The sequence below is a fragment of the Kitasatospora sp. MAP12-44 genome, assembly GCF_029892095.1.
Classification (GTDB): domain Bacteria; phylum Actinomycetota; class Actinomycetes; order Streptomycetales; family Streptomycetaceae; genus Kitasatospora.
The window spans coordinates 2,791,743-2,817,227 of the sequence record NZ_JARZAE010000004.1; the positions used below are offsets into that span (position 1 = coordinate 2,791,743).

Consider the following 25,485-nt stretch of genomic DNA (forward strand, 5'->3'; position numbering starts at 1 on the left):
TACTTGCTAAATTGCGCAACTGTGCACACGGTCGGTCCAGGCCGTCCACCTGAGCGACCGGCTCGCCGGCGACCGCGCGGAGCGTACAGATGACCGATCCCGAGACCGGCCCCGGCGACCCGTACCCCCTGCACCCGCAGAGCACCGCAGACGAGCTGAGCGTACGACGGCCCGAGGCCGACGGGCATCCGCGCCGCCGCCGGCTCTTACGGATCGCCTGCCTCTCGGCGGCCGGACTGCTGCTGGCCACCGTCGGCGCCGGCGCCTGGTTCTACCAGCACCTCACCGGCAACCTCAACGTCTTCGACAGCGGCGGCCTCTCCGCCAACCGCCCCGGCGCCGGCCCCGCCGACGCCAACGGCACCAGCCCCGTCAACGTCCTGCTGCTCGGCTCCGACACCCGGGCGAACGGCAACGAGGACCTGGCCGGCGGCACGGTCGGCGCGGGCAACTCGGACACCGCCCTGCTGGTGCACGTCTACGCCGACCACCGGCACGCCGTCACGGTCTCCATCCCCCGCGACTCGCTGGTGGACATCCCGCCCTGCAAACTGCCCAGTGGCAAGTGGACCGCCCCGCAGCACGGCCAGATGTTCAACTCCGCCTTCGCCGTCGGCGGCTCCCCCACCGGCAACCCGGCCTGCTCGCAGAACACCGTGGAGACGATGACCGGGCTGCGGGTCGACCACACCATCGTGATCGACTTCAAGGGCTTCGCCGCGATGACCAGCGCGATCGGCGGCGTACCGGTCTGCGTGCCGAACGAGGTGAACGCCTACGGCATCCACCTCGGCAAGGGCCGGCAGACGGTCACCGGACAGCTCGCGCTGGACTACGTCCGGGCCCGGCACGGCTTCGGGGACGGCTCGGACATCGGCCGGGTCAAGCGCCAGCAGGCCTTCCTCTCCTCGCTGCTCAAGAAGGTCCAGGACCAGGGTTTCAACCTCACCACCCTGCTGCCGCTGGCCGACGCGGCGACCCGCTCGCTCACCGTCGACCAGGGCCTGGGCAGCGCGCTGAAACTGGCCGGCTTCGTCCAGTCGATCCGCTCGATCAAGCTCGCCGACTTCACCTTCGTCACCGCGCCGTGGCGCTACGCCGGGGACCGGGTGGCGCTGGTGCACCCGGATGTGGACGAGCTCTGGGCGCTGCTGCGCCAGGACCGGACGCTGGACGGGCACTACACCGGCCGGGTCGCCCCCACCGCGCCCGCGGCCGGCGCCTCGTCGAGCGCCGACCTCACCATCCCGGTCGTCGTGCACAACGGCACCGGGACGGTCGGGCTGGCCGACCGGGCCGTCCAGGATCTCGCGGCCCAGGGGTACCGGCAGGTCGTCGCGGGCGGCCCCGGCATCTCACGGGCCGTCACCGTGGTGGTCTACGCCGCCGGGCACCAGGGGGACGCCGAGCAGCTGGCCCGGCTCTTCCCCGGCGCGGAGCTCAGCGCCGACCCCGCCACCGCCGCTCCCGGCACGGCGGGCGTGAGCGTCGAGCTCGGCCACGACTACCTGGTCGCGGCAGGACCGTCCTGGTCCACCGACCCGTCGGCGCCCAGCCCCGCGCCGAGCACCCGCCCCGCCACCACCGTCCCGGACGGCATCGCGGACAACACCCGACCGGCCGACACCGACGTCTGCGCCGGCCTGACCTACGGCTGACGCCGGAAAGGAACACCATGCAGATGCCCTGGGGGGACCGGGACACCAGCAACGCCGCCGAACTGCGGCTGGCGGCCGCCGTTGCCGAGATCGAGGGGCTGCACACCGCCCTGCTGCGCAGTGCCGACCCGGCCCGCCGTCGCCGGCTGCTGGGCCAGCTCGCCGCCGCCGCGCGCCGACTGGCCGACCTGGCCGGCACCGCCCCGGGCCTGATCCCGGCTCAGGCCCGGGGCATCTCACGCCGCCAGCGCCGCCGAGCCGCCATCACCCGCGGCGCCAACTGGCTGCTGCGCGCCACCCGCGACCGGTGAAGGCCTGCTGCCGGCCGGTCCTAGAATGGACGCGCAGCGACGGCCCCGGGAGACACAGGTGCAGCAGATGCGACCGCAGACCGGAGCCGTCGACCCCGACGCCGACCCGGCCCCGCCCGCCGCGCCTCGCAGCCCCTGGGCCGGCCAGGGCGACATCCTCGCGGTGATCGCCCTGGGCGGCGCGATCGGCGCCTGCGCCCGCTACGGCGCCGGACTGCTCTGGCCCGCCGCTCCCGGCACCTTCCCGACCACCACGCTGGCGATCAACGTGGTCGGCTGCGCGGTGATCGGCGTCTTCATGGTGCTGATCACCGACGTCTGGTCGGCGCACCGCCTGGTGCGGCCGTTCTTCGGCACCGGCGTGCTCGGCGGCTTCACCACCTTCTCCACCTACGAGGTGGACATCAAGCGCCTGATCGACGGCCAGCACGCCGCGACCGGGCTGGCCTACCTCGCATCGACCCTGCTGGCCGCGCTGGCCGCGGTCTGGACCGCCGCGGCGCTGACCCGCCGCGTGATCGGCTGGAGGCAGCCATGAGGCCCACCGCTCCCGCACTGCGCGCGACGATCCTGCTCGGGGAGAACGACACCTGGCACCACAAGCCGCTGTTCGCCGAGATCGTCCACCGCGCCCACGCCGCCGGGCTGGCCGGCGCCTCGGTCTTCCGCGGCATCGAGGGCTTCGGCGCCTCCCGGGTCGTCCACACCACCCGGCTGCTCTCGCTCAGTGAGGACCTGCCGGTGGCCGTGATCCTCGTCGACACCGACGAGCGCGTCCGCGGCTTCCTCCCCCAACTCGACGAGCTCCTGCCGGACGGCGGCCTGATCACCCTGGACACCTGCGAGCTGCTGCTCCCCCACCGGGAGACCTCGTGAACTGGCTGCTGGTCATCGCCGGCGCGATCATCGGTGCCCCGCTGCGCTATCTCACCGACCGCGCCGTGCAGTCCCGCCACGACACCGTCTTCCCCTGGGGCACCTTCACCGCCAACATCGCCGGCTGCCTCATCCTCGGCACGCTGGCCGGCGCCGCCACCGCCGGGGTCGCCTCCTCCCAGCTCCAACTCCTCATCGGCACCGGCCTCTGCGGAGCTCTGACCACCTACTCGACGTTCTCCTACGAGACCCTGCGCCTCGCCGAGGACGGCGCCACCTTCTACGCCGCCGCCAACGTCACCGCGAGCGTGGTGGCCGGCCTCGGCGCGGTCTGGACCGGCTCGGCCCTGGCCCAAGCCCTCTGGGGCTGACGGGAGTACGCACCGTCAATGCCTGCGGCAGGGGGTTCCCATTGGGTGAACTTCGGCCTGTCGGGGCTTCAACTTGCCAGGGGTGCCCTAGGGTTCTCCCAGGTGAGGCACAGGACTGCTGTGTAGGGCGGGTGGGACTCGAACCCACGACCCAGGGATTATGAGTCCCCTGCTCTAACCGGCTGAGCTACCGCCCCGACTCACCGCGTGGGTACCGGCCACCACAGTGGCTGTCCATCGCAGCGGAGACGGCCCCGGGGGACCGCCTCGGGCAGCATATCCGGTCGATCAGCCGTGGTGCGCGCCGGGGGCGGACCACGAGTGCGTTCCCCGGGGCTGCTGGGGTGGGGCCGGGGTGGGGCCCGGGTGGGCTCAGGGGCGGGTGCAGCGGTGGCAGGGCGCCGAGGTCCGGGTGACGCTGGGCTGAACAACAGGCGCTGGAGGGAGTCGGATGACGGTGCGTAGCCGGGCACTGGGCGGTGCGGCCGTACTGCTGGGACTCTCGCTCACCGCGGCGGGGTGCGCGTCCTCCCCCGCGCGGCCGAGCGGCGCGATGTGGCTGACCCCGCCGAGCGGCGCGACTCCGAGCGGGGCCGGTACGTCGCCCACGGCGACCAGCGAGGCCACGACCGAGGCGACGTCGTCCCCGCTCCCCTCCGGATGGTCCAGGCAGCGCTTCCTGAAGGCCTTCGGCAAGCACAAGGGCACCACCCACACGGCCTCCCCCACCGTGCTGAACGGCCTGGTCGGCGCGGTCTTCACGAGCAACGCCTCCGGCGACCACTTCTGCACCGCCAGCGTGGTCGACAGCGCCGGGCAGAACCTGATCATCACGGCCGCGCACTGCGTCTACGACCCCGGCGTGGGCCAGCGCAACAACCTGGTCTTCGTACCGGGCTACCGCGCCGGCGAGACGCCCAACGGGGTCTGGCCGCTGGCCGCGATCACCGTCGACCAGAGCTGGGCCGACCACGGCAACCCCGACCTGGACGTCGCCTTCGCCATCGTCCAGCCGCAGGACGGCAGGCAGGTGCAGCAGGTGCTCGGGGCGAACAAGCTGGGCATCGGCAAGGGCTACCAACTGGACGTGCGGGTGACGGGCTATCCGAGCAGCAGCGACGAGCCGATCACCTGCGTCAACCAGACCGTCGAGCAGAGCCCCACCCAGCTGCGGATCAGCTGCCCGGACTACACCGGCGGCACCAGCGGCAGCCCGTGGGTGACCGGGTTCGACCCGAGCACCCACACGGGCACGGTGGTCGGCGTGATCGGCGGCTACCAGCAGGGCGGGAACACCCCGGACATCTCGTACACCAGCTACTTCGGCAGCGGGGTGCAGGCGCTCTACGACCGGGCGACGCAGTAGGACCGGGGTGAGCGTCTGGCGCCGGACACCCCGAAGCTGGTAGATCATTGCTCCGGACGCACACAGCGAGGACCGAGAGGCGGGCAGCGGATGCTCCTGCGGGGGTACGGGGGCCTGAAGCTCGTGGCCGCGCTGGCCGCCGTGTTGGCGGCGGCGGGCTGCAGCACGCAGAAGCCGGATCCCGAGCCGGCCGGCCTGACCGCGGTCACCGCACCGCTCGGCGCGGCCAGCAACCGGATCGGCGTCCTCACGCTGCCCCCGCAGAACGGCTCGCAGAGCCCGACCCGGGCCTGCACGGCGAGCGTCATCGACAGTCCCGGGCGCGATCTGCTGGTGACGGCGGCGCACTGCGTCTTCAGCAAGATCTCCGGCCCGGCGGAGGGCCTGACGTTCGTGCCCGGCTACCGCAACGGCACGTCCCCGCACGGCAGCTGGACGGTCGACCGGATCACCACCGACCCGCACTGGGAGGAGAGCGAGGATCCGGAGTACGACGTCGCGTTCCTGCACGTGCGGCCGCTGGACGGCGAGCAGATCGAGGACGTCCTCGGCGGCAACAGCCTGGGCCTCAACCTCGGCTTCGACCTGCCGGTGACCGTCACCGGCTACCCGTTCACCCGCGAGGAGCCGATCACCTGCAGCACCCGCACCACGGCGCAGAGCTCCACCCAGGAGCGCTTCGACTGCGGCGCCTTCTCGGACGGGACCAGCGGCAGCCCCTGGCTGACCGACGTGGACCCGGCCACCGGCCTGGGCACCGTGGTCGGCGTGATCGGCGGCTACCAGGCGGGCGGGGACACCCCGGACGTCTCGTACAGCGTCAGCTTCGACGACCGGGTCTCCGCCCTCTACCGCGAGGCGATCAGCTGACCGGCTTCCTCGGCTTCCCCCGGCGTCGCAGGCGCGGGGAACGCAGAACGCCCCCCGGCGGACCGAGGGGCGTTCAGTGCTGGCTCCCGCAATTGGACTCGAACCAATAACCTGCCGATTAACAGTCGGCTGCTCTGCCAATTGAGCTATGCGGGACCGCTCATCCAGGGTGGTACCGGCCGGGAAGGCCGGGACACCTCTCTGGGCTCCCGCAATTGGACTCGAACCAATAACCTGCCGATTAACAGTCGGCTGCTCTGCCAATTGAGCTATGCGGGATTGAGCTGGCTGCCTCGGTGGTCCCCGGTCTCCCGGGCCTCGGCGTTCGCTGCGGGACATACATTAGCGCACTCAGGGGGGTGGTCCGCCAATCGCTTTCGCGGGCCGGCCACCGCAGGGCGCCTGACCTGCTCCGCTCGGCGCGCCCGGCGGGCGGCCCGGTCGCCCGCCGGGGATGCTGGAAGGACGCGCCGAGCGGCGGGCGGTTCGCCGGGCGCCGGGACGGGTAGGGCATCGCGGCAAGGGCCGCGCGAGAGGGTGGAGGCCGAGTATGTGGAAGCTGACGTTCATCGTGGGGGTCACGGCGGGCTACGTCCTGGGGGCCAGGGCCGGTCGTCAACGCTACGAGCAGATCGCCACGACAGCGCACCGGATCGCGGAGCATCCCAAGGTCCAGGAGGCCACCGAGCGGGCCAAGCGGACGGCCGGCTCGGCGGCCGGAAAGGCGGCCTGCGCGGTGACCGACCGGGTCGGCGACCGGCTGCCGAACGCGCTCACCGACCGGGTGTCCTGCTTCAACCGCAGGCAGGACGAGGACGACAGCTGGGGCACCGTACGCCCCTAGACCAACAGACCCGGTACCGACTGGGCAACACTTGCCCCGAGCGGCTCCGGCGGCACCCCCGACTGAGGCATGATCTCTAACATGGCCATCGTTGCGGGCATCGACAGCTCGACCCTTCGCACCCGGATCGTCGCGTGTGACGCGGACACCGGTGCCGTCCTCCGCTCCGGCAAGGCCCCGCACCCGGTGTCCGAGGCGCCCGAGGCGAGATCCACCGAGGCCGACCCGCAGGCCTGGCTGCACTCGCTGGGCGACGCGGCGGCCGGCGGCCTGCTGGAGGGCGTCCGCGCGATCGGCGTCTCCGCACAGCAGCACAGCATGATCGGCCTGGACGCGGGCGGCGTGCTGGTCCGCCCGGCGCTGCTGTGGACCGACCCGCGCTCCTCGGGCGCGGCCGCCGCGCTGGTGGACGCGCTCGGCGGCCCGGCGGCCTGGACGGAGGCGATCGGCGCTGTTCCGGCCGCCACCTACACCATCGCCAAGCTGCGCTGGCTGGCCGAGTTCGAGCCCGCCCACGCCCGCCGGATCGCCGAGGTGCTGCTGCCGCACGACTGGCTGGTCTGGCAGCTGCTGGGCCACCCCCAGCGACGCACCACCGACCGCGGCGACGCCTCCGGCACCGGCTACTGGTCCCCGATCACCGGCGAGTACCGGCAGGACCTGATCAAGCTGGCGCTGGGCCACGAGCTGATGCGGCTGCCCGAGGTGCTCGGCCCCGCCGAGCCCGCCGGACACACCCCCGAGGGCCTGCTGATCTCGGCCGGGACGGGCGACAACATGGCCGCCGCGCTGGGCCTCGGCCTCGGTCCGGGCGACGCGGTCGTCTCGCTCGGCTCGTCCGGCACCATCTTCGCCCTGCACGACCAGCCGGTGGTGGACCCGAGCGGCACGGTCTCCTCCTTCGCCGACGCGACCGGCCACCACCTGCCGATGGTCGGCACGCTGAACGCCGCCGGCGTCCTGCGGGCCACCGCGCACCTGCTCGGACGGGACTTGGAGGGCCTGAGCGAGCTCGCGCTGCGCTCCTCGCCCGGCGCGTACGGGGTGGTGCTGCTGCCGTACCTGGACGGCGAGCGGACCCCGAAGCTGCCGCACGCGGCGGGCAGCGTGAGCGGCCTTCGGCGCGAGTCGATGACGCCCGAGCACCTGGCCCGGGCCGCCGTCGAGGGGATGCTCTGCAATGTCGCGGACGCGCTGGACACGCTGCGCGCCAAGGGCGTCGCGGTGCGCCGGGTGATCCTGCTGGGCGCGGTCGGCCGGCTGCCCGCGGTGCGGGTGATCGCGCCGCTGGTCTTCGACACCCCCGTGGTGATACCGCCACCGGGCGACTACGCGGCGCGCGGCGCGGCCCGGCAGGCCGCCTGGGCGCTGGCCGGCACCGCCGAGCCGCCGCACTGGGAGCTGCCGGAGGTCACGGTCATCGAGCCGGACCCGGGCCAGCCCTTCGGCAAGGCTGTGCGCCAGCAATACGGCGTGGTCCGCGACCAGGTCCACCCGGAGCTCGCCGAGCGCGATTAGCGTGACCAGCGTCACTTGAAGGCACTCCCCCGACGAAGGGCGATCCTGGCATGGCGCTGCACCGAGGCAAGAGCGGGGACCACCGGTTGGCCGTCAACGCGTTCCTGGGGGAGGCCGATCCGCTGGGCGCGATGAACCTGGCCCCGGCCAAACACCAGCTGCCGACCGGGCCGATCCCCCCGCACACCGCGTACCAGCTGATCCACGACGAACTCATGTTGGACGGCAACGCCAAGCTGAACCTGGCCACCTTCGTCACCACCTCGATGGAGGTCCAGGCGCAGGCGCTGATGGCGGAGTGCCTCGACAAGAACATGATCGACAAGGACGAGTACCCGCAGACCGCCGAGTTGGAGCGGCGCTGCGTGGCGATCCTGGCCCACCTGTGGCACGCGCCCGACCCGGAGGCGGCCGTCGGCTGCTCCACCACCGGCTCCAGCGAGGCCTGCATGCTGGCCGGCCTGGCCCTCAAGCGCCGCTGGATGCGCGCCAACCAGGCCCGCTACGACGCCGGCGCCCGGCCGAACCTGGTGATGGGCGTCAACGTGCAGGTCTGCTGGGAGAAGTTCTGCAACTTCTGGGAGGTCGAGGCGCGCACCGCGCCGATGGAGGGCGAGCGGTTCCACCTGGGCGCCGAGCAGGCGGCGGCGCTCTGCGACGAGAACACCATCGGGGTGGTGGGCATCCTGGGCTCCACCTTCGACGGCTCGTACGAACCGGTCCAGGCGATCTGCGCCGCGCTGGACGACCTGCAGCAGCGCACCGGCCTGGACATCCCGGTGCATGTGGACGGCGCCTCCGGGGCCATGGTCGCGCCGTTCCTCGACCCCGATCTGGTCTGGGACTTCCGGCTGCCGCGGGTCGCCTCGATCAACACCTCCGGGCACAAGTACGGCCTGGTCTACCCGGGCGTGGGCTGGGCACTGTGGCGGGACGAGAAGGCACTGCCCGAGGAGCTGGTCTTCAAGGTCAACTACCTGGGCGGCGACATGCCGACCTTCGCGCTGAACTTCTCCCGCCCCGGCGCCGAGGTGGTCGCGCAGTACTACACCTTCCTGCGGCTGGGCTACGACGGCTTCCGCGCGGTGCACCAGTCCTGCCGCGAGGTGGCCCAGTACCTGGCGGCCCGCATCGAGGCGCTCGGCTCCTTCCGGCTGATCACCCGTGGCGACGAACTCCCGGTCTTCGCCTTCACGGTGACGGACGACGTGACCGCCTTCGACGTCTTCGACGTGTCCCGGCGGCTGCGTGAGCGCGGCTGGCAGGTGCCCGCGTACAGCTTCCCGGAGAACCGGACGGACCTCTCGGTGCTGCGGGTGGTCTGCCGCAACGGCTTCACCACCGACCTGGCCGACCTGCTGCTCGACGACCTGGCCCGGCTGCTGCCCGAACTCCAGCTCCAGTCCAAGCCGTTGAAGGACATCGGAATCGCCCCGCGGACCGGCTTCCACCACTAGCCACTCCCCGCGGCTGACCTTGCAGGGGGTGGGGCCGGCGCTCTGGCTGGCGGTCAGCCTTCGATCAGTCGACCTGGTCGACTGATCGAAGGCTGACTGATCGGATGAAACGGTTTTCCGTCCTGCGGCCAAGTACGAGTGAGGGGACCCAGCCAGGGTCCCTCGGACAGGAGGCCGCCGTGCTCGGACGAGAGCGCAGCAATGGACGTGAGCGCGGGCATCCCCCGGCCGGGATCACCGGCCCTGAGGAGTTCGGGGCGTTCTACCGGGACCATGTCGACGCCGTCCTCGGCTTCGTCACCCGCCGGGTCGCCGACCCGCAGCTGGCCGCCGATCTGACGGCGGACATCTTCGTCGCCGCGCTGGAGGCCGCCGACGGCTACCGCCCGGACCGGGGCGCGCCGATCGCCTGGCTGTACGGGATCGCCCGCAACGTCATCGCCGGCCACGCCCGAGGACGGACCCGCGAACAGGGCGCCGTCGCGCGGCTCAGCGGGCGCCGGCTGCTGGACGACGAGGACATCGCCGCCCTGGAGGAGCGGATCGACGCCCAGCAGGCCGTCCGCGCGCTCGCCGACCGCCATGCCGCGCTCTCCGAGCCGCTGCGCGCCGTCCTCGACCTGGTGGCGCTGGACGGTCTGAGCACGGCGGAGACCGCCCAGGCGCTGGGCATCACCCACACCACCGTCCGGGTCCGGCTGCACCGGGCGCGCCGGCTGCTGGGGGCTCCGCAGACCGACCCCGGCCCTGTCCCCGTACCGCAGTTGGAGGTTGCACGATGAACGACAGGCCCGGCGCATTCCAGGAGCGGCTCGGGGAGCAGCTCGCCCTTCTCGCGGCGGCTCGGCCCACACCAACCGCCGCGCCCGCCCGCTTCCGGACGACCCGGGCCCGGCGGCCCCGGATGCTGCCGGCCGCGGGCGCCCTGGCGGTGCTGACGGCGGGTCTGGTCGCCTACCCGGTGCTGGGGCACGACACCTCGCCGGGGTCGGCGGCCTATGCGGTCACCAGGGGGGCCGACGGCGAGATCCTGGTCAAGCTCTTCAACCGGGACGGGATCCCCAGGTTGCAGAAGGACCTGGCCTCCCGGGGGATCCCGTTCGTGGTGCTGCAGGAGAGTTCGCCCAGCAGCTGCCCGCGGGCCGACGGCGTGCCGGTGCCGGATCCGGTGCTGGCCTACCTGAAGGCGCACGGCGCGGCCGACGGCGGTGCGGTGCCACCCGAGATCCTGCGGCAGAGCCTGGTGACCTCCTCCGACGGCAGCTTCGCGGTGCGGCTCACCCCGCAGACCATGCCGCCCGGGTCGACGCTGGTGCTGGAGGTCCCCCCGGGGCGGTCCAGGTCGGGCCCCTTCGGGATGGCGGTCTACTGGACGGTCCCGACCTGCGTACCTGACCACAGCGCGAACCCCTGAGCCCTAGTCCAGGTAGCCGCGCAGTTGCTGGGCGAAGGCGTGACCGCGTAGTTTGCCGAGGGTTTTGGACTCGATCTGGCGGATCCGCTCGCGGGTCACGCCGAACAGCGCGCCGATCTCCTCCAGGGTGCGCGGGCGGCCGTCGGTCAGGCCGTAGCGCAGCTCGACCACCTTGCGCTCGCGCTCGCCGAGGGTGGACAGGACGGCCTCCAGGTGCTCGCGCAGCAGCAGGAAGGCGGCGCTCTCCACCGGGGAGGCGGCGTCGGCGTCCTCGATCAGGTCACCGAGGGCGACGTCGTCCTCCTCGCCGATCGGGGTGTGCAGGGAGACGGGCTCCTGGGCGAGCCGCAGGATCTCCCGGACCCTGGTCTCGGTGAGCTCCAGCGCTTGGCCGACCTCGGCGGCGGTGGGCTCGGTGCCGTGGTCCTGGAGCATCCGGCGCTGCACCCGCAGCACCCGGTTGATCAGCTCGACCACATGCACCGGCACCCGGATGGTGCGGGCCTGGTCGGCCAGCGCGCGGCTCATCGCCTGCCGGATCCACCAGGTCGCGTAGGTGGAGAACTTGTAACCGCGGGCGTAGTCGAACTTCTCAACTGCCCTGATCAGGCCGAGGTTTCCCTCCTGGACCAGGTCGAGCATGGTCAGCCCGCGGCCGACGTAGCGTTTGGCCACCGAGACCACCAGGCGCAGATTCGCCTCGATCAGACGGCGTTTGGCGATCCGGCCGAGCACCACCAGGTGGTCCAGGTCGTCGGCCAGTCGGCCCTCGGGCACTCCGTGGTCGTGCAGATACTCCTCGGCGAAGAGCCCGGCCTCGACCTGGCGGGCCAGTTCGACCTCCTCGGCCGCGGTGAGCAGCCGGATCCGGCCGATCTCTCGCAGGTACTGGCGGAACAAGTCGGCTGCCGGGCCCGGTGGTTCGCTCAGCAGCGGGCCGTCGTCGTCGGGGTCGACCGACTCGGCCTCGAACTCGACGAGGGCGGCGGGCGCGGGCTCGCCGTCCGGTCTCTCGGCCACCTCCTCCTCGGCTTCGGCGTCCTGGGTGGCGGCGATCTCCAAGGGACCCACCCCTCCGCGGGCCGCGCGGGCCCGACCTGTACGGACTGAGACACCCTCAGTGTGGGGTACGCCACACGCGCGAGCCGAGAGTCGTGCGGTGATTTTCTGCCACCCGCCGGCCGGAGTTCGGTTCAGCGACGGGCTCAGCGACCGGCTCAGAGCCCGGCCGCGCCCCGGGTCCGCAGGCCCGCGTCGTACTGCTGGAGCGCCCAGAGCTCCTGCTGCACGGCTGTCAACTGCCCGGCGTCCGGCCGGTTTCCGAGCCGCTGGAGCTGGGCACGGACCTCGTCGATCCGGCGCTGCACGGAGGCCCGGCGCAGGTTGACCAGGAACTCGCCCGCGTAGACCTCGTCCGGCTTGCGCCGGGTGCGGATCGGCTCCACGGTCAACTCGGTCACCAGGGCCCGGACATGGTCATTGTCGGCGACGTCCAGGATGGTCGCGACGAAGTCCTGCAGGCCGGCGCCGTGGACCGTGCCACCCGCCTTGCCGACCGCCCGCCGGACCGCCGCGTACGGCGGGGTGGGGAACTCGTCCTCGCCGTACTGGTCGAAGGCCGGGCTCACCAAGTCCGGGTACTGGATGGCGAGTTTGAGCAGCTCGCGCTCCACGAACTGGCTCTTGTCGCGCGGGTCGAGCCGGTAGGCCGGGCGCTGAGCGGGCGCCGGCTGCTGCGGCTCGGGCCGCCGCAGGCTCTGGCCGCGGCCGTTCGCGGGGGCCTCGCGCTGCCAGCGGGCGATCTGGCCGATCCGGCGCACCACGAACTGCTCGTCCAGGATGCCCAGCAGACCGGCGAGTTGGACGGCGTACTCGTGCCGGATGGACGGGTCCTTGATCTTGGCGACGATCGGAGCGGCCTCCTCGAGCGCCGCCGCGCGGCCCTCCGCGGCATCCACCCGGTGGCGCGCGACGGCCGAGCGCAGCGCGAACTCGAAGAGCGGGACGGGGTTGGCGATCAGCTCGCGGACCGCCTCGTCGCCCTGCGCGAGCCGCAGTTCGCACGGGTCCATGCCGCCGGGGGTGATCGCGATGGAGGTGCGCCCTGCGAACTTCTGGTCGTCCTCGAAGGCGCGCAGCGCGGCCTTCTGGCCGGCCGCGTCGCCGTCGAAGGTGAAGACCGTCTCACCGCGGTACTGCGAGGTGTCCATCAGCAGCCGACGGATGATCTTGATGTGGTCCTCGGCGAAGGCCGTGCCGCAGGTGGCCACCGCGCTGGTCACGCCGGCCAGATGGCAGGCCATCACATCGGTGTAGCCCTCGACCACCACGGCCCGGCCGCTCTTGGCGATCTCCTTCTTGGCCAGGTCGATCCCGTAGAGGACCTGCGACTTCTTGTAGATCGGCGTCTCGGGGGTGTTCAGGTACTTGGGGCCGTTGTCGTCCTCGCGCAGCCGGCGCGCGCCGAAGCCGACCACCTCGCCGGCGGTGTCCCGGATCGGCCAGACCAGCCGCCCGCGGAAGCGGTCGATCAGCCCGCCGCGCTGCCCCTGCGAGGCCAGGCCGCCGAGCAGGATCTCCTTGTCGCTGAAGCCCTTGCCGCGCAGGTAGCGCACCAGGTGCTCCCAGCCGGCCGGCGCGTAGCCGACGCCGAAGTGCGCGGCGGCCGCCTCGTCGAAGCCCCGCTCGGCAAGGAAGGTGCGGCCGAGCTCGGCCTCCGGCGTGGTCAGCTGCTCCTGGTACCAGGCCGAGGCGACCTTGTGCGCCTCGACCAGCCGGGTCCGCTCGCCCGGCTGGTGGCGCTGGCTGTAGCCGCCCTCCTCGTAGCGCAGCGTGATGTTGGCGCTGGTCGCCATCCGCTCGACGGCCTCGGCGAACGAGAAGTGCTCGATCTTCATCAGGAAGGTGATCGTGTCACCGCTCTCCTGGCAGCCGAAGCAGTGGAAGAAGCCCTTGCTCGGGTTGACGTAGAAGGACGCCGACTTCTCGTCGTGGAACGGGCAGACGCCCTTGAGCTCTCCCCCGCCACCGCCGGTCAACTGGACGTAGTCGCCGACCACCACGTCAATGGGCAGCGCGTCTCGCACTGCCTGTACATCTTCGTCCCTGATCCGCCCGGCCACCTCGGAAGTCTACGGCTTCGCCGCACCGGTCAACCGGGCGTGCAGGGCCAGCGCGGAGGCGTCGGTCAGGGTGGCGATCTGGTCGATCACCGCGCGCAGTGCGGCGCGGTCGTCCTCGGCCTCCTGGTAGAGCGCCGCGAAGACCGGGTCCAGGCCCTCGGGGGCCCGCCGGGTGAGCTGCTCGGCCAGCTCGGCGATCACGATCCGCTGGCGCGAACGCAGCTGCGCCTGCTCGTCGCGCTGCATGACGTAGCGCACGGCCACCGCCTTGAGCACCGCGCACTCCACCCGGACGCCGCGCGGGACCACCAGCTCGGCCTCGTAGCGGGTGAGCCGGTCCGGGCCGTAGCGCTCCCGGGTGGCCTGCTCGGCGGCCAGGCAGAAGCGGCCGATCAGCTGGCTGGTGAGGTCCTTCAGGCCGGCCCGGGCCCGCGCCGAGCCGTCGTAGCCGCCCGGCCACCACTCCTCGGCCTGCAGCCGGTCCAGCGCCTCGCCGAACTCCTCCGGCTCGGCGTCCGGTGCGTACCGCTCGGCGACCTTGAAGAGTTCGGCGCGCTCGCCACCGCTGCGCAGCGCCGCCGGGTCGATATGGCCCGCCTGCAGCCCGTCCTCGACGTCGTGGGTGGAGTACGCGACATCGTCCGACCAGTCCATCACGGTCGCCTCGAAGCACTTGCGGTCCTGCGGCGTACCCGAGCGCAGCCAGTGGAAGACCGGCAGGTCGTCCGTGTAGACGCCGAACTTGGAGGAGGCCGGGTCGACCGGGTGGCCGCCGCGGGCCCACGGGTACTTGGTGGCGGCGTCCAGCGCGGCCCGGGTCAGGTTGAGGCCGACGCTGCGCCCGGGCCAGGGGGCGAGCCCGGCGGGGCTGCCGTCGAGCGGGGCGAAGCGCTTGGGCTCCAGCCTGGTCAGGATGCGCAGCGACTGGGCGTTGCCCTCGAAGCCGCCGCAGCCCTCGGCGGCCTGGTCGAGCGCCTGCTCGCCGGTGTGGCCGAACGGCGGGTGGCCGATGTCGTGGGCCAGGCAGGCGGTCTCCACGAGGTCCGGGTCGCACCCCAGGGCCGCTCCCAACTCCCGCCCGACCTGGGCGCATTCGAGCGAGTGGGTGAGCCGGGTGCGGGGGAAGTCGCTGCGCATCGGGGCGACCACCTGGGTGGTCCCGGCGAGCCGGCGCAGGGCCGCGGAGTGCAGGACGCGTGCGCGGTCGCGCTGGAAGGCCGTGCGGCCCGGCCGCTTGTCGGGCTCTGGCACCCAGCGGGCCTCGGCGTGCCGCACGTCGGTCGGGTCGGGGTCGATCGGATACGCGGTGTCGTCCATATAGCGCCACCGTACGCCGCCCGTGCGACAGCCCGGGGGCGCGGCACGGAAGAAGATGCAGAGAGTTCTCTGCAGAGACATCTATGCAGAGAACTCTCTGCACGCTACGGTCTTCCCATGGACGACAGCACCGAGCAGCCCGCCGCCCGCCCGGCCCGAACGGTCGACGCCCGCAGCCTGCGCGCACTGGCCCACCCCCTACGGATGCGGATCCTGGAGCAGCTCACCGACGAAGGACCGGCGACCTCCGCCCGGCTCTCCGACCGCCTCGGTGAGAGCACCGGCACGATCAGCTGGCACCTGCGCCACCTCGCCGAGCACGGCTACATCGAGGAGGAGCAGGGCCGCGGTACCAAGCGCGAGCGCTGGTGGCGCGCGGTGCGCGAGAAGCGGGTGGTCGACAGCGCCCTGCTGCGCGCCGATCCGCAGACCGCGCAGGCCCTCTCGCTCTACCACCAGCAGTACCTGGAGCAGCAGTTCCGACGCGTCGCCGAGGCCCTCACGGTCCACCCGGAGGGCACCTGGGCCGGCTCCGGCACCCTCGCCGACTGGTCCGACGTGCGGATGACCGCCGACCAGCTCAAGGCGCTCAACGCCGAACTGCTCGCCGTGATCGAGCGCCACGTACCCGCCGCCGACGCGCCCGCCGACCCGGACGCCCGGCCCGTCTTCATCCAGCTCCAGTCGATGCCCGCCAAGCCGAAGGACACCGAGACCCGATGACCGCCGACCGCCGCAGCCTGCTGCACCGCAACCGCGACTTCCGCCTGCTCTGGACCGGCGAGGTGGCCGGCAAGTTCGGCTCCTCCGTGACCGGCCTCGCGTTACCCCTGATCGCCGCCACCACCCTGCACGCCGGAGCCTTCCGAGTCAGCCTGCTGACCATGGCGAGCTGGCTGCCCTGGCTGCTGATCGGCCTGCCGGTCGGCGCCTGGGTGGACCGGATGCGCCGTCGCACGGTCATGATGGCGGCCTCCGCGGGCTCGCTGCTGCTCTTCCTGACCGTCCCGGTCGCCGCCGCCCTCGGCCGGCTCTCCTTCGCCCAACTGCTGGTCGTCGCCCTGCTGGCCGGCGCCTGCGCGGTCTTCTTCCAGACCGCCTACACCGCCTACCTGCCGGGCCTGGTGGCCGAGCCCGACCGCGCCGAGGGCAACGCCAAACTGCAGGGCAGCGCCTCGGCCGCGCAGATCGTGGGCCTGGGCACCGGCGGCTCCATCGCCCAGGCGTTCGGCGCGGTCGACAGCCTGCTGGCCAACACCGTGACCTTCCTGGTCTCGCTGCTCTGCACCGCCCGGATCAGCCACCGCGAGCCCCTCGCCGACCCCGCCCAGCGCCGCGGCCGGACCCTGCTGAAAGAGGTCGGCGAGGGCCTGAGCTGGGTGGCCCGGGACCGCTGGCTGCGCAGCTTCGTCCTGTACGGCGCGAGCTCCAACCTCGCGCTGACGGCCTACCAGTCGATCCTGGTGGTCTTCCTGATCCAGCAGGCCGGCCTGCCGCAGAGCGCGATCGGCGCCGTGATCGGCCTGGCGAGCGTCGGCGGGGTGGTCGGCGCGCTGCTGGCCCGCCGGGTCGGCGCGGCGATCGGCACGGCTCGCGCGACGCTCTTCTTCCTGCTCGGGCTGCCCGTGCTGGTGCTGCTCATCCCGCTCACCACCGGCGGCGCCGGGGTGCTCTGCTACCTGGTCGGCGGCTTCGCGGTGTCGGCGGGAGTGGTGGCCGGGAACGTGCTGCGCTCGACCTTCCAGCAGCGCTACTGCCCCGCCGAACTGCTCGGCCGGGTGACCGCCGGCAGCGCCTTCCTGAACTACGGGACGATCCCGCTGGGCGCGCTGGCGGGCGGCTCGCTGGCGGCTCTGCTGGGGCTGCGCGCGGCGATGTGGGTGGCCACCGCCGCCGTGCCGCTGGCCGCCGGAATCCTCTGGTTCTCCCCGCTGCGCGGGCTGCGCGACCTGCCGACCGGGCTCACCCTGACCCTCACCCCCGCGGTCGCGGACCGCACCGCCTGCGCGACGGCCCGCTGACCCCCTGCTCCGCTCCTCCGCTACCCCGCTACCCCGCTACCCCGCTACCCCGCTACCCCGCTACCGCTACTCCGCGCCGCGCTCGTGCTCGGCGAGGAACTCCTCGAAGCGGCGGCCCAACTCGTCGGCCGAGGGCAGCTCGGTGGAGTCGGCGAGCAGGCTCTCGCGGCTCTCCGCGCCCGCCACCGCGTCGTACTGGCCCTCCATGCCGCGGATCGCCGAGCGCAGCTCGCCGTCGCCCTGGGCCAGCTGCTCCTCGATGTCCGCGTAGACCTCGCCGACCCGCTCGCGCAGCTCGTGGCCGGGCAGCACCAGGCCGGTGGCCGACTGGGTGGCCTCCAGGATCAGCACGGCCGCCGCCGGGTAGGCGGAGCGGGCGACGTAGTGCGGCACATGCACGGCGAAACCGAGCACGTCGTGGCCCGCCTCGCCGAGCCGGTACTCCACCAGCGCCTGCGCGCTGCCGGGCACCTGGGCCTGCTCGAACCACTGCGGGTAGCCGGCGGCCAGGTCGAGCCGGTTGCCGTGCGGGGTGAGGCCCACCGGGCGGGTGTGCGGGACGCCCATCGGGATGCCGTGGAAGTCCAGCGTCAGCCGCACCCCGAAACGCTCCACCAGCTGGCGGACGGCGCCGGCGAAGGCCTCCCACTCGACGTCCGGCTCCGGGCCGGTGAGCAGCAGGAACGGCGCTCCGGTGGCGTCCTGGACCAGCTGCAGCAGGATCTCGGGCGGCTCGTAGGACGTCCAGCTCTCGCGGTCGAAGGTCATCGCGGGGCGGCGGGCGCGGTAGTCCACCAGGCGGTCGTGGTCGAAGCGGGCGACCACCACGGGGCTGCCCTCCTCCAGCAGGTGGGCCATCACCTGGCCGCCGGCCTCGCCGGCGTCCATGAAGCCGTCGAAGTGGTAGAGCAGCACCAGGCCGCCGTCCGGTCCGCCGTGGTCCTGGGACACGGCCGAGTTCGCGGCGGTCACCGCCGCAACACCCTGCGGCTCAAGCTCGTACAGCGCTTCGAAGTCGCGCACCGCGCACCCAACCCGTTTCTCGTCGGTCCATCGTCAGCCGGTCTGCGGACCCGCGACGCTACTGCTACGCCAACGGCCCCGCCATCTGCAGCGTGCCGCAGAGCGCCGACATTCCCGCCGGGAAAGAAATCATCTCATCTCGATCACCCCGGCCGCTGGATAACCCCTGGTCAGAGGACCCCTGTCGAACGAAGTGGCGTGCCGGCGGCCCACTCGCGCCCCCAATGGCGCGCCGCGAAGTGACGCACGCGTCCAAGGCAGGTATCGTCCTCTCGCTGCCTCGCATCGTCGCGTCGTCGCCACGTCGTCCGTAACGCCGTGGGCCACGACCCGAACCGTGTACGGCCAGTCACGATTCCCGCACCTTGCCTTCACCTGGCCGCCTGCTTCCCTTCGCGCTCTCGTTCCTTCCTCGGCCATTTCGCGGACACACACTGTCCCCCCGCACTTCCCGCCGGACCGGTCCATGCGAACCGTGTCCGCTCCGGCACCGTGCTGCCCGTCTCCGGGCCGCCCCCTCCCGTCGTACAGCCGATGCTCCGGCGTACGCGGGAACGGGCGGAACACCTCGGAGCGGGGCGACCTGTCCTTCCCGACCGCCGGACACCCCAGGCGCGAGGGACCCTCCGACCGCCGAAGGAGCGAAGGTTCCGTGCCAGTTCCCGTTACCCTCACCGGCCGTACCGTTCGGCTGGAGCCCCTCACCGAGCAGCACGCCGAGGCCCTGGCCCAGGCCGCCGCCGAGGACCGCACGACGTATGCCTTCACCGCCGTCCCCCAGGGCCTGGACGGCGCGCGGGAGTTCATCGCCACCGCGCAGGCCGACATGGCCGCCGGACGCTCCCTGGTCTTCGCCACCGTGCGGGCCTCGGACGGCCTGGTGGTCGGCTCCACCCGGTTCCTGGAACTCGACTACTGGCAGGGGCCGGTGGTCTGGCCGCCACTGCCGCAGGGCCCCAGCGGCGACCCGGCGACCGCCACCCCGGACGCCGCCGAGATCGGCCGCACCTGGCTCTCCCCGCTCGCCCAGGGCACCGGCATCAATACCGAGGCCAAGCTGCTGATGCTGCGGCACGCTTTCGAGACCTGGGGGGTGCAGCGGATCTCGCTGCGCGCCGACGCCCGCAACCTGCGCTCCCGCGCGGCGATCGAGCGGCTCGGCGCCACCAGCGAGGGCGTCCGCCGGGCGCACAGCCGGGGCCTGGACGGAGTGGTCCGCAGCACCGCGTTCTACTCGATCCTGGACGAGGAGTGGCCCGCCGTCCGGGACATCATCGAGCTGCGGATCGCCGCCGCCATCGCCCCGAGCGCGCCCGAGCGGCGCCTGCCCCGGGGCATGGGGCGCGAACTCGACCAGGAGTGCGTCAGACACGCCGGTTCGCTGATCCCGGCCTAGCCGCTACCGGTGCTCCCGCCGCCCGCGCGGCAGGTGGCGGAGCACCCGGGCGAGCAGATCGCCGTCCTCGGCGCCGGTGAAGCGCGCCGGATGGGCCTCGACCAGCACCTCGACCGGCCGCCAGCCCCCGCCGCGGACCGGGGCCACCCGCACCGCGGCGCCGTTGCCGTACGAGCCCTGGCCCTCAGCGCCTGGTCAACACCCGCTGGGAATAGCCACATCCGAGGGATCTTTCGCATACCTACCGTTTCTTCGGGCACTTCTCCCCCATGACCGCCATCGACTCCGTCCGGCTGCTCGGCGCCGACCAGCAGCACATCGTCACCCGCGCCCAACTGATCGAGCACGGGGTGCCGTCCGGCACCATCGCGCATCGACTGCGGCCCGGCGGCCCCTGGCAGCGGGTGCTGCCGCGGGTGATCTGCCTGCAGAACGGCCGGTTGACCGCCCATCAGCGGCTGCGGGCCGCGCTCAGCTACGCGGCGGCGAAGGGGCAGCTGCCGCTCCCGGGGGCCGTGCTGCTCACCGGGCTGGCCGTGCTGGCCGAGGCCGGGCTCCCCAGCGCCGGGCATCCGGCCGACCTGGAGGTGATCGACGTGCTGATCCCGGGCGCGCGGCGGGTGGCCAGCCGGGACTTCGTGCGGGTGCACCGCGCGCCCGGCATGCCGGCCGGGTTCGAGCGGGACGACGGGCTGTGGAGCGTCGGGGTGAGCCGCGCACTGGCCGACCTGGCGCCGCATCTGACGAGCGGTCGGCGCTTTCGGGCACTCTGCGCGGAGGCGATGCAGGGGCGGCACTGCGAGCGCGCCGATCTGCTCGGCAAGCTGCTCGGCGGCCCGTCGGCCACCGCCACGCTGCCGCACGTCCAGCAGGTCGCGGACGAGCTGACGGCCGGGACGTACTCGATCGCCGAGAGCGAGGCGCGTGAGGTGCTGCGGGCCGGCGGGCTGCCCGAGCCACTGTGGAACCCGGTGCTGATGCTGGACGGCGGGTTCCTGGCGATCCCGGACGCGTACTGGCCGGACGCCTGCGTGGCACTGGAGGTCGACTCGCGGGCCTGGCACCTGCGACCGGCCGACTACGAGCGGACGCTGAGCCGGGGCAATCGGCTGCAGGCCGCCCGGCTGCCGGTGGTCCGGGCCACCCCCACCCAGCTGCGCAGCGACCCGGGCCCGGTGCTGCGCGAGCTGCGCAGCCTGCTCGCCACCGGTCCGCACGGCCCGCACCGGCGGATCAGCTGGCAGCGGGCCGCCTGACGGCTCTGCCGGGCCCGGACATGCCGCCGGGGCGGGAGCGGACGCCATTGTCCGTTCCCGCCCCGGCTGCTGTACGTAGGCGGTTCTCCTGCGCCGAGCACCGCCGTACGCCCCTCCCCGACGGAGGGGATGCGGTCAGCGAGAGTCGCTGCCCGCGGTCTCAAGGGCGGCGCGGCCTGCCTCCAGGCGCGCCACCGGGATCCGGAACGGCGAGCAGGACACGTAGTCCAGGCCCACCTCGTGGAAGAAGTGCACCGACTCCGGGTCACCGCCGTGCTCGCCGCAGACGCCGAGCTTGAGGTCGGGACGGGTGGCCCGACCCTCCTTCACGGCGTGCTTGACGAGGGCGCCGACGCCGTCGCGGTCGATGGTCTCGAACGGCGAGACCCCGAAGATGCCCTTCTCCAGGTACGCGGTGAAGAAGCTCGCCTCCACGTCGTCGCGGGAGAAGCCCCACACCGTCTGGGTCAGGTCGTTCGTCCCGAAGGAGAAGAACTCGGCCGCCTCGGCGATCTGGCCGGCCGTCAGCGCGGCGCGCGGCAGCTCGATCATCGTGCCGAGCTTGATGTCCAGCTTGACACCGGTGGAGACGGCGACCTCGGCCAGCACGCGCTCGCACTCGTCGCGGACGATCTCCAGCTCCTGGATCGTGCCGACCAGCGGGATCATCACCTCGGGGCGCGGGTCGCCGCCGGCCAGCCGGCGCTCGGCCGCGGCCTCCGCGATCGCCCGGACCTGCATGCCGAACAGGCCCGGAATGACCAGCCCGAGGCGCACGCCGCGCAGACCCAGCATCGGGTTCTGCTCGTGCAGCTTGTGCACCGCCTGCAGCAGGCGCAGGTCGTTCTCGTTCGGGTCCTTGCGGGCCTCGGCGAGCGCGACCCGGACCGAGAGCTCGGTGATGTCCGGCAGGAACTCGTGCAGCGGCGGGTCGAGCAGGCGCACCGTCACCGGCAGCCCGTCCATCGCCTGGAAGAGCTCGACGAAGTCGCCCTTCTGCAGCGGCAGCAGGGTGGACAGGGCCAGCTCGCGGTCCTTGTCGTTGTCCGCCAGGATCAGGTGCTCGACCTCCTTGCGGCGCTCCTCACCGAGGAACATGTGCTCGGTGCGGCACAGGCCGATGCCCTGGCCGCCGTAGCGGCGGGCGCGGTTGGCGTCGTCGGCGTTGTCGGCGTTGGCGCGCACCGCCAGGCGGCGGCGGACGTCGGCGTGCGACATGATCCGGTGCACGGCCTGCACCAGGCCGCCCTGGACGTCGGCGCCGGCGTGCAGGGTGCCCTCGAAGTACTCCACCACCGGGGACGGCAGCACCGGGACCTCGCCCAGGTAGACCTTGCCGCTGGCGCCGTCGATGGAGACCACGTCGCCCTCCTCGATCACCTGGCCGTCGGAGGTGGTCATCCGGCGGCGCTTGGTGTCGACCTCGAGCTCCTCGGCGCCGCAGACACAGGTCTTGCCCATGCCGCGGGCGACCACGGCCGCGTGCGAGGTCTTGCCGCCGCGCGAGGTGAGGATGCCCTCGGCGGCGATCATGCCGTCCAGGTCGTCCGGGTTGGTCTCCCGGCGGACCAGGATGACCTTCTCGCCGGAGCGGGACCACTTGACGGCGGTGTAGGAGTCGAAGACCACCTTGCCGACCGCGGCGCCCGGCGAGGCGGCGATGCCCCAGCCGATCTGCTTGGAGGCGGCGTCGGGGGCGAAGCGCGGGAACATCAGCATGGCGAGCTGGCTGCCGGTCACCCGGTGCAGCGCCTCGTCCAGGTCGATCAGGCCCTGGTCGACCAGCTGGACGGCGATCCGGAAGGCGGCGGCGGCGGTGCGCTTGCCGATCCGGGTCTGCAGCATCCAGAGCTTGCCGCGCTCGATGGTGAACTCGATGTCGCACAGGTCGCGGTAGTGCAGCTCGAGCTTGTGCATGATCGCCATCAGCTCGTCGTACGACTTCTTGTCGAGCTGCTCCAGGTCGGCCAGCTGGAGGGTGTTGCGGATGCCCGCGACCACGTCCTCGCCCTGGGCGTTGGAGAGGTAGTCGCCGTAGACGCCGACCGCGCCGGTGGAGGGGTCGCGGGTGAAGGCGACGCCGGTGCCGGAGTCCTCGCCGAGGTTGCCGAAGACCATGCTGCAGATATTGACCGCGGTGCCCAGGTCGTTCGGGATGCGCTCCTGGCGGCGGTACAGGCGCGCCCGGTCGCCGTTCCAGGAGTGGAAGACGGCGTGGATCGCCAGGTCCATCTGCTCGCGCGGGTCCTGCGGGAAGGCCCGGCCGGTCTCGCGCTGCACGATCGCCTTGAAGGTCTCAACCAGGACCTGGAGGTCGGAAGCATCCAGGTCGAGGTCGTTGGTGGTGCCCTTGGCGGTCTTCAGCTCGTCCAGCGCGTCCTCGAAGAGCTCGCCCTCGACGCCCAGCACGGTCTTGCCGAACATCTGGACCAGGCGGCGGTAGGAGTCCCAGGCGAAGCGCTCGTTGCCGGACTGCGCGGCCAGGCCGAGCACCGAGGCGTCGGAGAGGCCGATGTTCAGGACGGTGTCCATCATGCCGGGCATCGAGAACTTGGCGCCGGAGCGGACCGAGACCAGCAGCGGGTTGTCGGCCTGGCCGAGCTGCTTGCCCATCTCCTGCTCCAGGGCGGCGAGGTGCTCGCTCACCTCGGCGTGCAGCGAGGCCGGCTCGCTGCCGGTCTCCAGGTAGACCTTGCAGGCCTCGGTGGTGAGAGTGAACCCCGGAGGGACGGGGAGCCCCAGGTTGGTCATCTCGGCGAGGTTGGCACCCTTGCCGCCGAGAAGATCCTTGAGGTCTCTGTTTCCTTCGGTGAAGGAGTAAACAAACTTCTGCGTCGCCGGCATGGGTCGGTCTCCTCGCACGGGGTTGCCCTGACGCCGGAGAACATACCCATTTCGAAGGCGCTTTTGCGCCCCAGATAGGCCGTCCGGGGCCGATACCGAGGGGTAACCCACGAGATCAAATGCTTGTGAAGGCGTTCACCTTTGTTGCCGAAATCGTCCGCCTGACGCTAGCTTGCCTTCAAGTCTTGAATACAAAAGCCCTCGAAGATCGCGTCTGGCCGACAGAGGGTAGCGGTAGGCGCCCCGGCGCGTGGCCCCGGCTTGATTTCCTGCACCCAAGGGCCGGATCCACCCCGCCTCCCGTTCGGGAAGCGTTTTGGACACCATGGCACATTGACTACCCCTGACACAGCGTCAATCGCACCTCGGTGTGGCAAGAGTCACGGACGCCGCTCGCCCATCGTACGTATCGGAACTCATCACTCCGTCGCCCAACGCGCTCAGTTGGCGACGTTTAGTGATCACGATCTGCCAAAAAGGAGTCCCCCTGGCCGGATCGGACAAGGGGACTGGGCCAGGCTGTCGGAGCAGCCGAATCGGCCTATTGTGACAGTTCGCAGTAATCAGCCGCCGGAGGTGTCCAGTTCGGCGTCAATGCTCGGCAGGGCGCAGTCGTACGGATCGTCCAACCACCCCTCGGGCAGCACTACCCGGCCGTTGCCGCTGGTGCGCCCGCGCGGGCCGTCGGCGGAGGCCGGCCAGAGCTGCTCCTGGCCGACCTGCGCCAGCAGCTCGGCCAGCTCGGCCAGCGAACCGGCCATCGCCAGCCTGACCCGCAGCTCGGAGCCGACCGAGAAGCCCTTGGTGTACCAGGCGACGTGCTTGCGGAAGTCCACGACCCCGCGCGCCTCGTCGCCCATCCACGCCCCCAGCAGTTCGGCGTGGCGCAGCATCGCACGGGCGACGTCGGCGAAGCTCGGGCGCGCCGTGTCGGTCTCGCCCTCGAAGACCGCGACCAGGTCCTTGAAGATCCACGGCCGGCCCAGGCAGCCGCGACCGACCACCACGCCGTCGCAGCCGGTCTCCCGCATCATCCGCAGCGCGTCGCCGGCCGACCAGATGTCGCCGTTTCCCAGCACCGGCACGTGCGAGGGCACTGCCTCGCGCAGCCGGGCGATCGCCGACCAGTCGGCGGTGCCACCGTAGTGCTGGGCCGCCGTGCGGCCGTGCAGCGCGATGGCCGAGACGCCCTCCTCGGCGCCGATCCGGCCGGCGTCCAGGTAGGTCAGGTGGTCGTCGTCGATGCCCTTGCGCATCTTCATCGTCACCGGCAGCCCGCCGGCGCCGGCCACCGCCTCGCGCAGCAGCCGGGCCAGCAGGTTGCGCTTGTAGGGGAGGGCCGAGCCGCCGCCCTTGCGGGTCACCTTGGGGACCGGGCAGCCGAAGTTGAGGTCGATGTGGTCGGCCAGGTTCTCGTCCGCGATCATGCGGGCGGCCCGGCCGACGGTGGCCGGGTCCACGCCGTAGAGCTGGATCGAGCGGGGCTTCTCGCTCGGGTCGAAGTGGATCAGCTGCATGGTCTTGGCGTTGCGCTCGACCAGGGCCCGGGTGGTGATCATCTCGGAGACGTACAGGCCCTTGCCGCCGCTCTGCTCGCGGCACAGGGTCCGGAACGGCGCGTTGGTGATCCCGGCCATCGGGGCCAGCACGACCGGGGGCCAGACCTCCAGCGGGCCGATCGCGAGCGGCGCGAACTCACCGGCGGCCGGCGGCGCGGGCGGCGTCGGCGGCGTCTTCGGGGCGGGCTCGGTGGCGGGCTCGGCGGCGGCGGTCTGGGCTCGGTCGGACGTGGTGGTCATGCGCGGCGGATCCTCGGCAGAA

At 72.3% G+C, this 25,485-nt stretch carries 23 protein-coding genes and 3 tRNA genes; 16 read left to right on the forward strand and 10 right to left on the reverse strand.

Annotation, left to right across the window (positions count from 1 at the left end):
- Nucleotides 1-89: 89 nt before the first annotated feature.
- The 5 genes from P3T34_RS13090 (at nucleotide 90) to crcB (P3T34_RS13110) (ending at nucleotide 3,216) form a co-directional block, all read left to right on the forward strand.
- A complete protein-coding gene (locus P3T34_RS13090) occupies nucleotides 90-1,658 on the forward strand; it encodes an LCP family protein (RefSeq protein WP_280666210.1) in 1,569 nt (522 codons plus the stop codon).
- 17 nt (nucleotides 1,659-1,675) lie between these two features.
- A complete protein-coding gene (locus P3T34_RS13095) occupies nucleotides 1,676-1,969 on the forward strand; it encodes a hypothetical protein (protein ID WP_280666211.1) in 294 nt (97 codons plus the stop codon).
- A gap of 67 nt (nucleotides 1,970-2,036) precedes the next feature.
- Entirely contained in the window at nucleotides 2,037-2,507 is a 471-nt protein-coding gene (crcB, locus tag P3T34_RS13100) for a fluoride efflux transporter CrcB (RefSeq protein ID WP_280666212.1), read from the forward strand.
- Nucleotides 2,504-2,845: a DUF190 domain-containing protein gene (locus tag P3T34_RS13105; protein WP_280666213.1), complete on the forward strand. Its 342-nt coding sequence runs from the start codon at nucleotides 2,504-2,506 to the stop codon at nucleotides 2,843-2,845. Before crcB (P3T34_RS13100) ends, P3T34_RS13105 begins: the two co-directional genes overlap by 4 nt.
- Entirely contained in the window at nucleotides 2,842-3,216 is a 375-nt protein-coding gene (gene crcB, locus P3T34_RS13110; RefSeq protein ID WP_280666214.1) for a fluoride efflux transporter CrcB, read from the forward strand. The genes P3T34_RS13105 and crcB (P3T34_RS13110) overlap by 4 nt, the downstream gene beginning before the upstream one ends.
- 123 nt (nucleotides 3,217-3,339) lie before the next feature.
- Here crcB (P3T34_RS13110) and P3T34_RS13115 read toward each other — a convergent pair.
- Nucleotides 3,340-3,413, reverse strand: a tRNA-Ile gene (locus P3T34_RS13115).
- Between the two features lie 254 nt (nucleotides 3,414-3,667).
- On the opposite strand from P3T34_RS13115, the gene P3T34_RS13120 reads away from it, so the two are divergent.
- Entirely contained in the window at nucleotides 3,668-4,582 is a 915-nt protein-coding gene (locus tag P3T34_RS13120; RefSeq protein WP_280666215.1) for a hypothetical protein, read from the forward strand.
- A gap of 90 nt (nucleotides 4,583-4,672) precedes the next feature.
- Nucleotides 4,673-5,452, forward strand: coding sequence for a trypsin-like peptidase domain-containing protein (locus P3T34_RS13125; RefSeq protein ID WP_280666216.1), 780 nt, complete (start codon nucleotides 4,673-4,675; stop codon nucleotides 5,450-5,452).
- Between the two features lie 80 nt (nucleotides 5,453-5,532).
- Here P3T34_RS13125 and P3T34_RS13130 read toward each other — a convergent pair.
- Together P3T34_RS13130 and P3T34_RS13135 are read right to left on the reverse strand one after the other, a co-directional pair.
- Nucleotides 5,533-5,608: transfer RNA gene (locus P3T34_RS13130), tRNA-Asn, on the reverse strand.
- A gap of 50 nt (nucleotides 5,609-5,658) precedes the next feature.
- Nucleotides 5,659-5,731: transfer RNA gene (locus P3T34_RS13135), tRNA-Asn, on the reverse strand.
- A gap of 271 nt (nucleotides 5,732-6,002) precedes the next feature.
- On the opposite strand from P3T34_RS13135, the gene P3T34_RS13140 reads away from it, so the two are divergent.
- The 5 genes from P3T34_RS13140 (at nucleotide 6,003) to P3T34_RS13160 (ending at nucleotide 10,685) form a co-directional block, all read left to right on the forward strand.
- A complete protein-coding gene (locus P3T34_RS13140; RefSeq protein ID WP_280666217.1) occupies nucleotides 6,003-6,296 on the forward strand; it encodes a hypothetical protein in 294 nt (97 codons plus the stop codon).
- Nucleotides 6,297-6,377: 81 nt separating this feature from the next.
- On the forward strand, nucleotides 6,378-7,814 hold the full coding sequence (locus tag P3T34_RS13145) for an FGGY family carbohydrate kinase (RefSeq protein ID WP_280666218.1): 1,437 nt from the start codon (nucleotides 6,378-6,380) through the stop codon (nucleotides 7,812-7,814).
- A gap of 50 nt (nucleotides 7,815-7,864) precedes the next feature.
- Nucleotides 7,865-9,271 carry a glutamate decarboxylase gene (locus tag P3T34_RS13150; protein WP_280666219.1) on the forward strand — a complete coding sequence of 469 codons (1,407 nt, stop codon included), beginning with the start codon at nucleotides 7,865-7,867 and terminating at the stop codon, nucleotides 9,269-9,271.
- Between the two features lie 179 nt (nucleotides 9,272-9,450).
- Nucleotides 9,451-10,053 (forward strand): sigma-70 family RNA polymerase sigma factor, encoded by a 603-nt coding sequence (locus P3T34_RS13155; protein ID WP_280666220.1) that lies wholly within the window; start codon nucleotides 9,451-9,453, stop codon nucleotides 10,051-10,053.
- A complete protein-coding gene (locus P3T34_RS13160) occupies nucleotides 10,050-10,685 on the forward strand; it encodes a hypothetical protein (protein WP_280666221.1) in 636 nt (211 codons plus the stop codon). The genes P3T34_RS13155 and P3T34_RS13160 overlap by 4 nt, the downstream gene beginning before the upstream one ends.
- A gap of 3 nt (nucleotides 10,686-10,688) precedes the next feature.
- On the opposite strand, the gene P3T34_RS13165 is transcribed toward P3T34_RS13160, so the two are convergent.
- From P3T34_RS13165 to P3T34_RS13175, 3 genes are all read right to left on the reverse strand, one after another.
- A complete protein-coding gene (locus P3T34_RS13165; RefSeq protein WP_348534753.1) occupies nucleotides 10,689-11,705 on the reverse strand; it encodes an RNA polymerase sigma factor in 1,017 nt (338 codons plus the stop codon).
- 197 nt (nucleotides 11,706-11,902) lie between these two features.
- Nucleotides 11,903-13,807 (reverse strand): DNA primase, encoded by a 1,905-nt coding sequence (gene dnaG / locus P3T34_RS13170; RefSeq protein ID WP_280666222.1) that lies wholly within the window; start codon nucleotides 13,805-13,807, stop codon nucleotides 11,903-11,905.
- Between the two features lie 9 nt (nucleotides 13,808-13,816).
- On the reverse strand, nucleotides 13,817-15,124 hold the full coding sequence (locus tag P3T34_RS13175) for a deoxyguanosinetriphosphate triphosphohydrolase (RefSeq protein WP_280666223.1): 1,308 nt from the start codon (nucleotides 15,122-15,124) through the stop codon (nucleotides 13,817-13,819).
- Nucleotides 15,125-15,241: 117 nt separating this feature from the next.
- On the opposite strand from P3T34_RS13175, the gene P3T34_RS13180 reads away from it, so the two are divergent.
- Nucleotides 15,242-15,847: a helix-turn-helix domain-containing protein gene (locus P3T34_RS13180; protein WP_280666224.1), complete on the forward strand. Its 606-nt coding sequence runs from the start codon at nucleotides 15,242-15,244 to the stop codon at nucleotides 15,845-15,847.
- Nucleotides 15,844-17,145, forward strand: coding sequence for an MFS transporter (locus tag P3T34_RS13185; RefSeq protein ID WP_280666225.1), 1,302 nt, complete (start codon nucleotides 15,844-15,846; stop codon nucleotides 17,143-17,145). The genes P3T34_RS13180 and P3T34_RS13185 overlap by 4 nt, the downstream gene beginning before the upstream one ends.
- Nucleotides 17,146-17,211: 66 nt before the next feature.
- Here P3T34_RS13185 and P3T34_RS13190 read toward each other — a convergent pair whose 3' ends face one another.
- The gene (locus P3T34_RS13190; protein WP_280666226.1) at nucleotides 17,212-18,168 is read right to left on the reverse strand and encodes a PAC2 family protein; all 957 of its coding nucleotides are present in this window, start codon (nucleotides 18,166-18,168) and stop codon (nucleotides 17,212-17,214) included.
- Between the two features lie 652 nt (nucleotides 18,169-18,820).
- Between P3T34_RS13190 and P3T34_RS13195 the strand changes: the two genes are divergently transcribed.
- Nucleotides 18,821-19,564, forward strand: a complete 744-nt coding sequence (locus P3T34_RS13195) for a GNAT family N-acetyltransferase (protein WP_280666227.1) — start codon at nucleotides 18,821-18,823, stop codon at nucleotides 19,562-19,564.
- Nucleotides 19,565-19,567: 3 nt separating this feature from the next.
- Here P3T34_RS13195 and P3T34_RS13200 read toward each other — a convergent pair whose 3' ends face one another.
- The gene (locus tag P3T34_RS13200; RefSeq protein WP_280666228.1) at nucleotides 19,568-19,717 is read right to left on the reverse strand and encodes a hypothetical protein; all 150 of its coding nucleotides are present in this window, start codon (nucleotides 19,715-19,717) and stop codon (nucleotides 19,568-19,570) included.
- 116 nt (nucleotides 19,718-19,833) lie between these two features.
- Here P3T34_RS13200 and P3T34_RS13205 point away from each other — a divergent pair, with 116 nt between their 5' ends.
- Entirely contained in the window at nucleotides 19,834-20,820 is a 987-nt protein-coding gene (locus tag P3T34_RS13205) for a hypothetical protein (protein ID WP_280666229.1), read from the forward strand.
- A gap of 135 nt (nucleotides 20,821-20,955) precedes the next feature.
- Here P3T34_RS13205 and ppdK read toward each other — a convergent pair whose 3' ends face one another.
- Nucleotides 20,956-23,664, reverse strand: coding sequence for a pyruvate, phosphate dikinase (ppdK, locus tag P3T34_RS13210; protein ID WP_280666230.1), 2,709 nt, complete (start codon nucleotides 23,662-23,664; stop codon nucleotides 20,956-20,958).
- Between the two features lie 563 nt (nucleotides 23,665-24,227).
- A complete protein-coding gene (dusB, locus tag P3T34_RS13215; RefSeq protein WP_280666231.1) occupies nucleotides 24,228-25,463 on the reverse strand; it encodes a tRNA dihydrouridine synthase DusB in 1,236 nt (411 codons plus the stop codon).
- Between the last annotated feature and the right edge of the window lie 22 nt (nucleotides 25,464-25,485).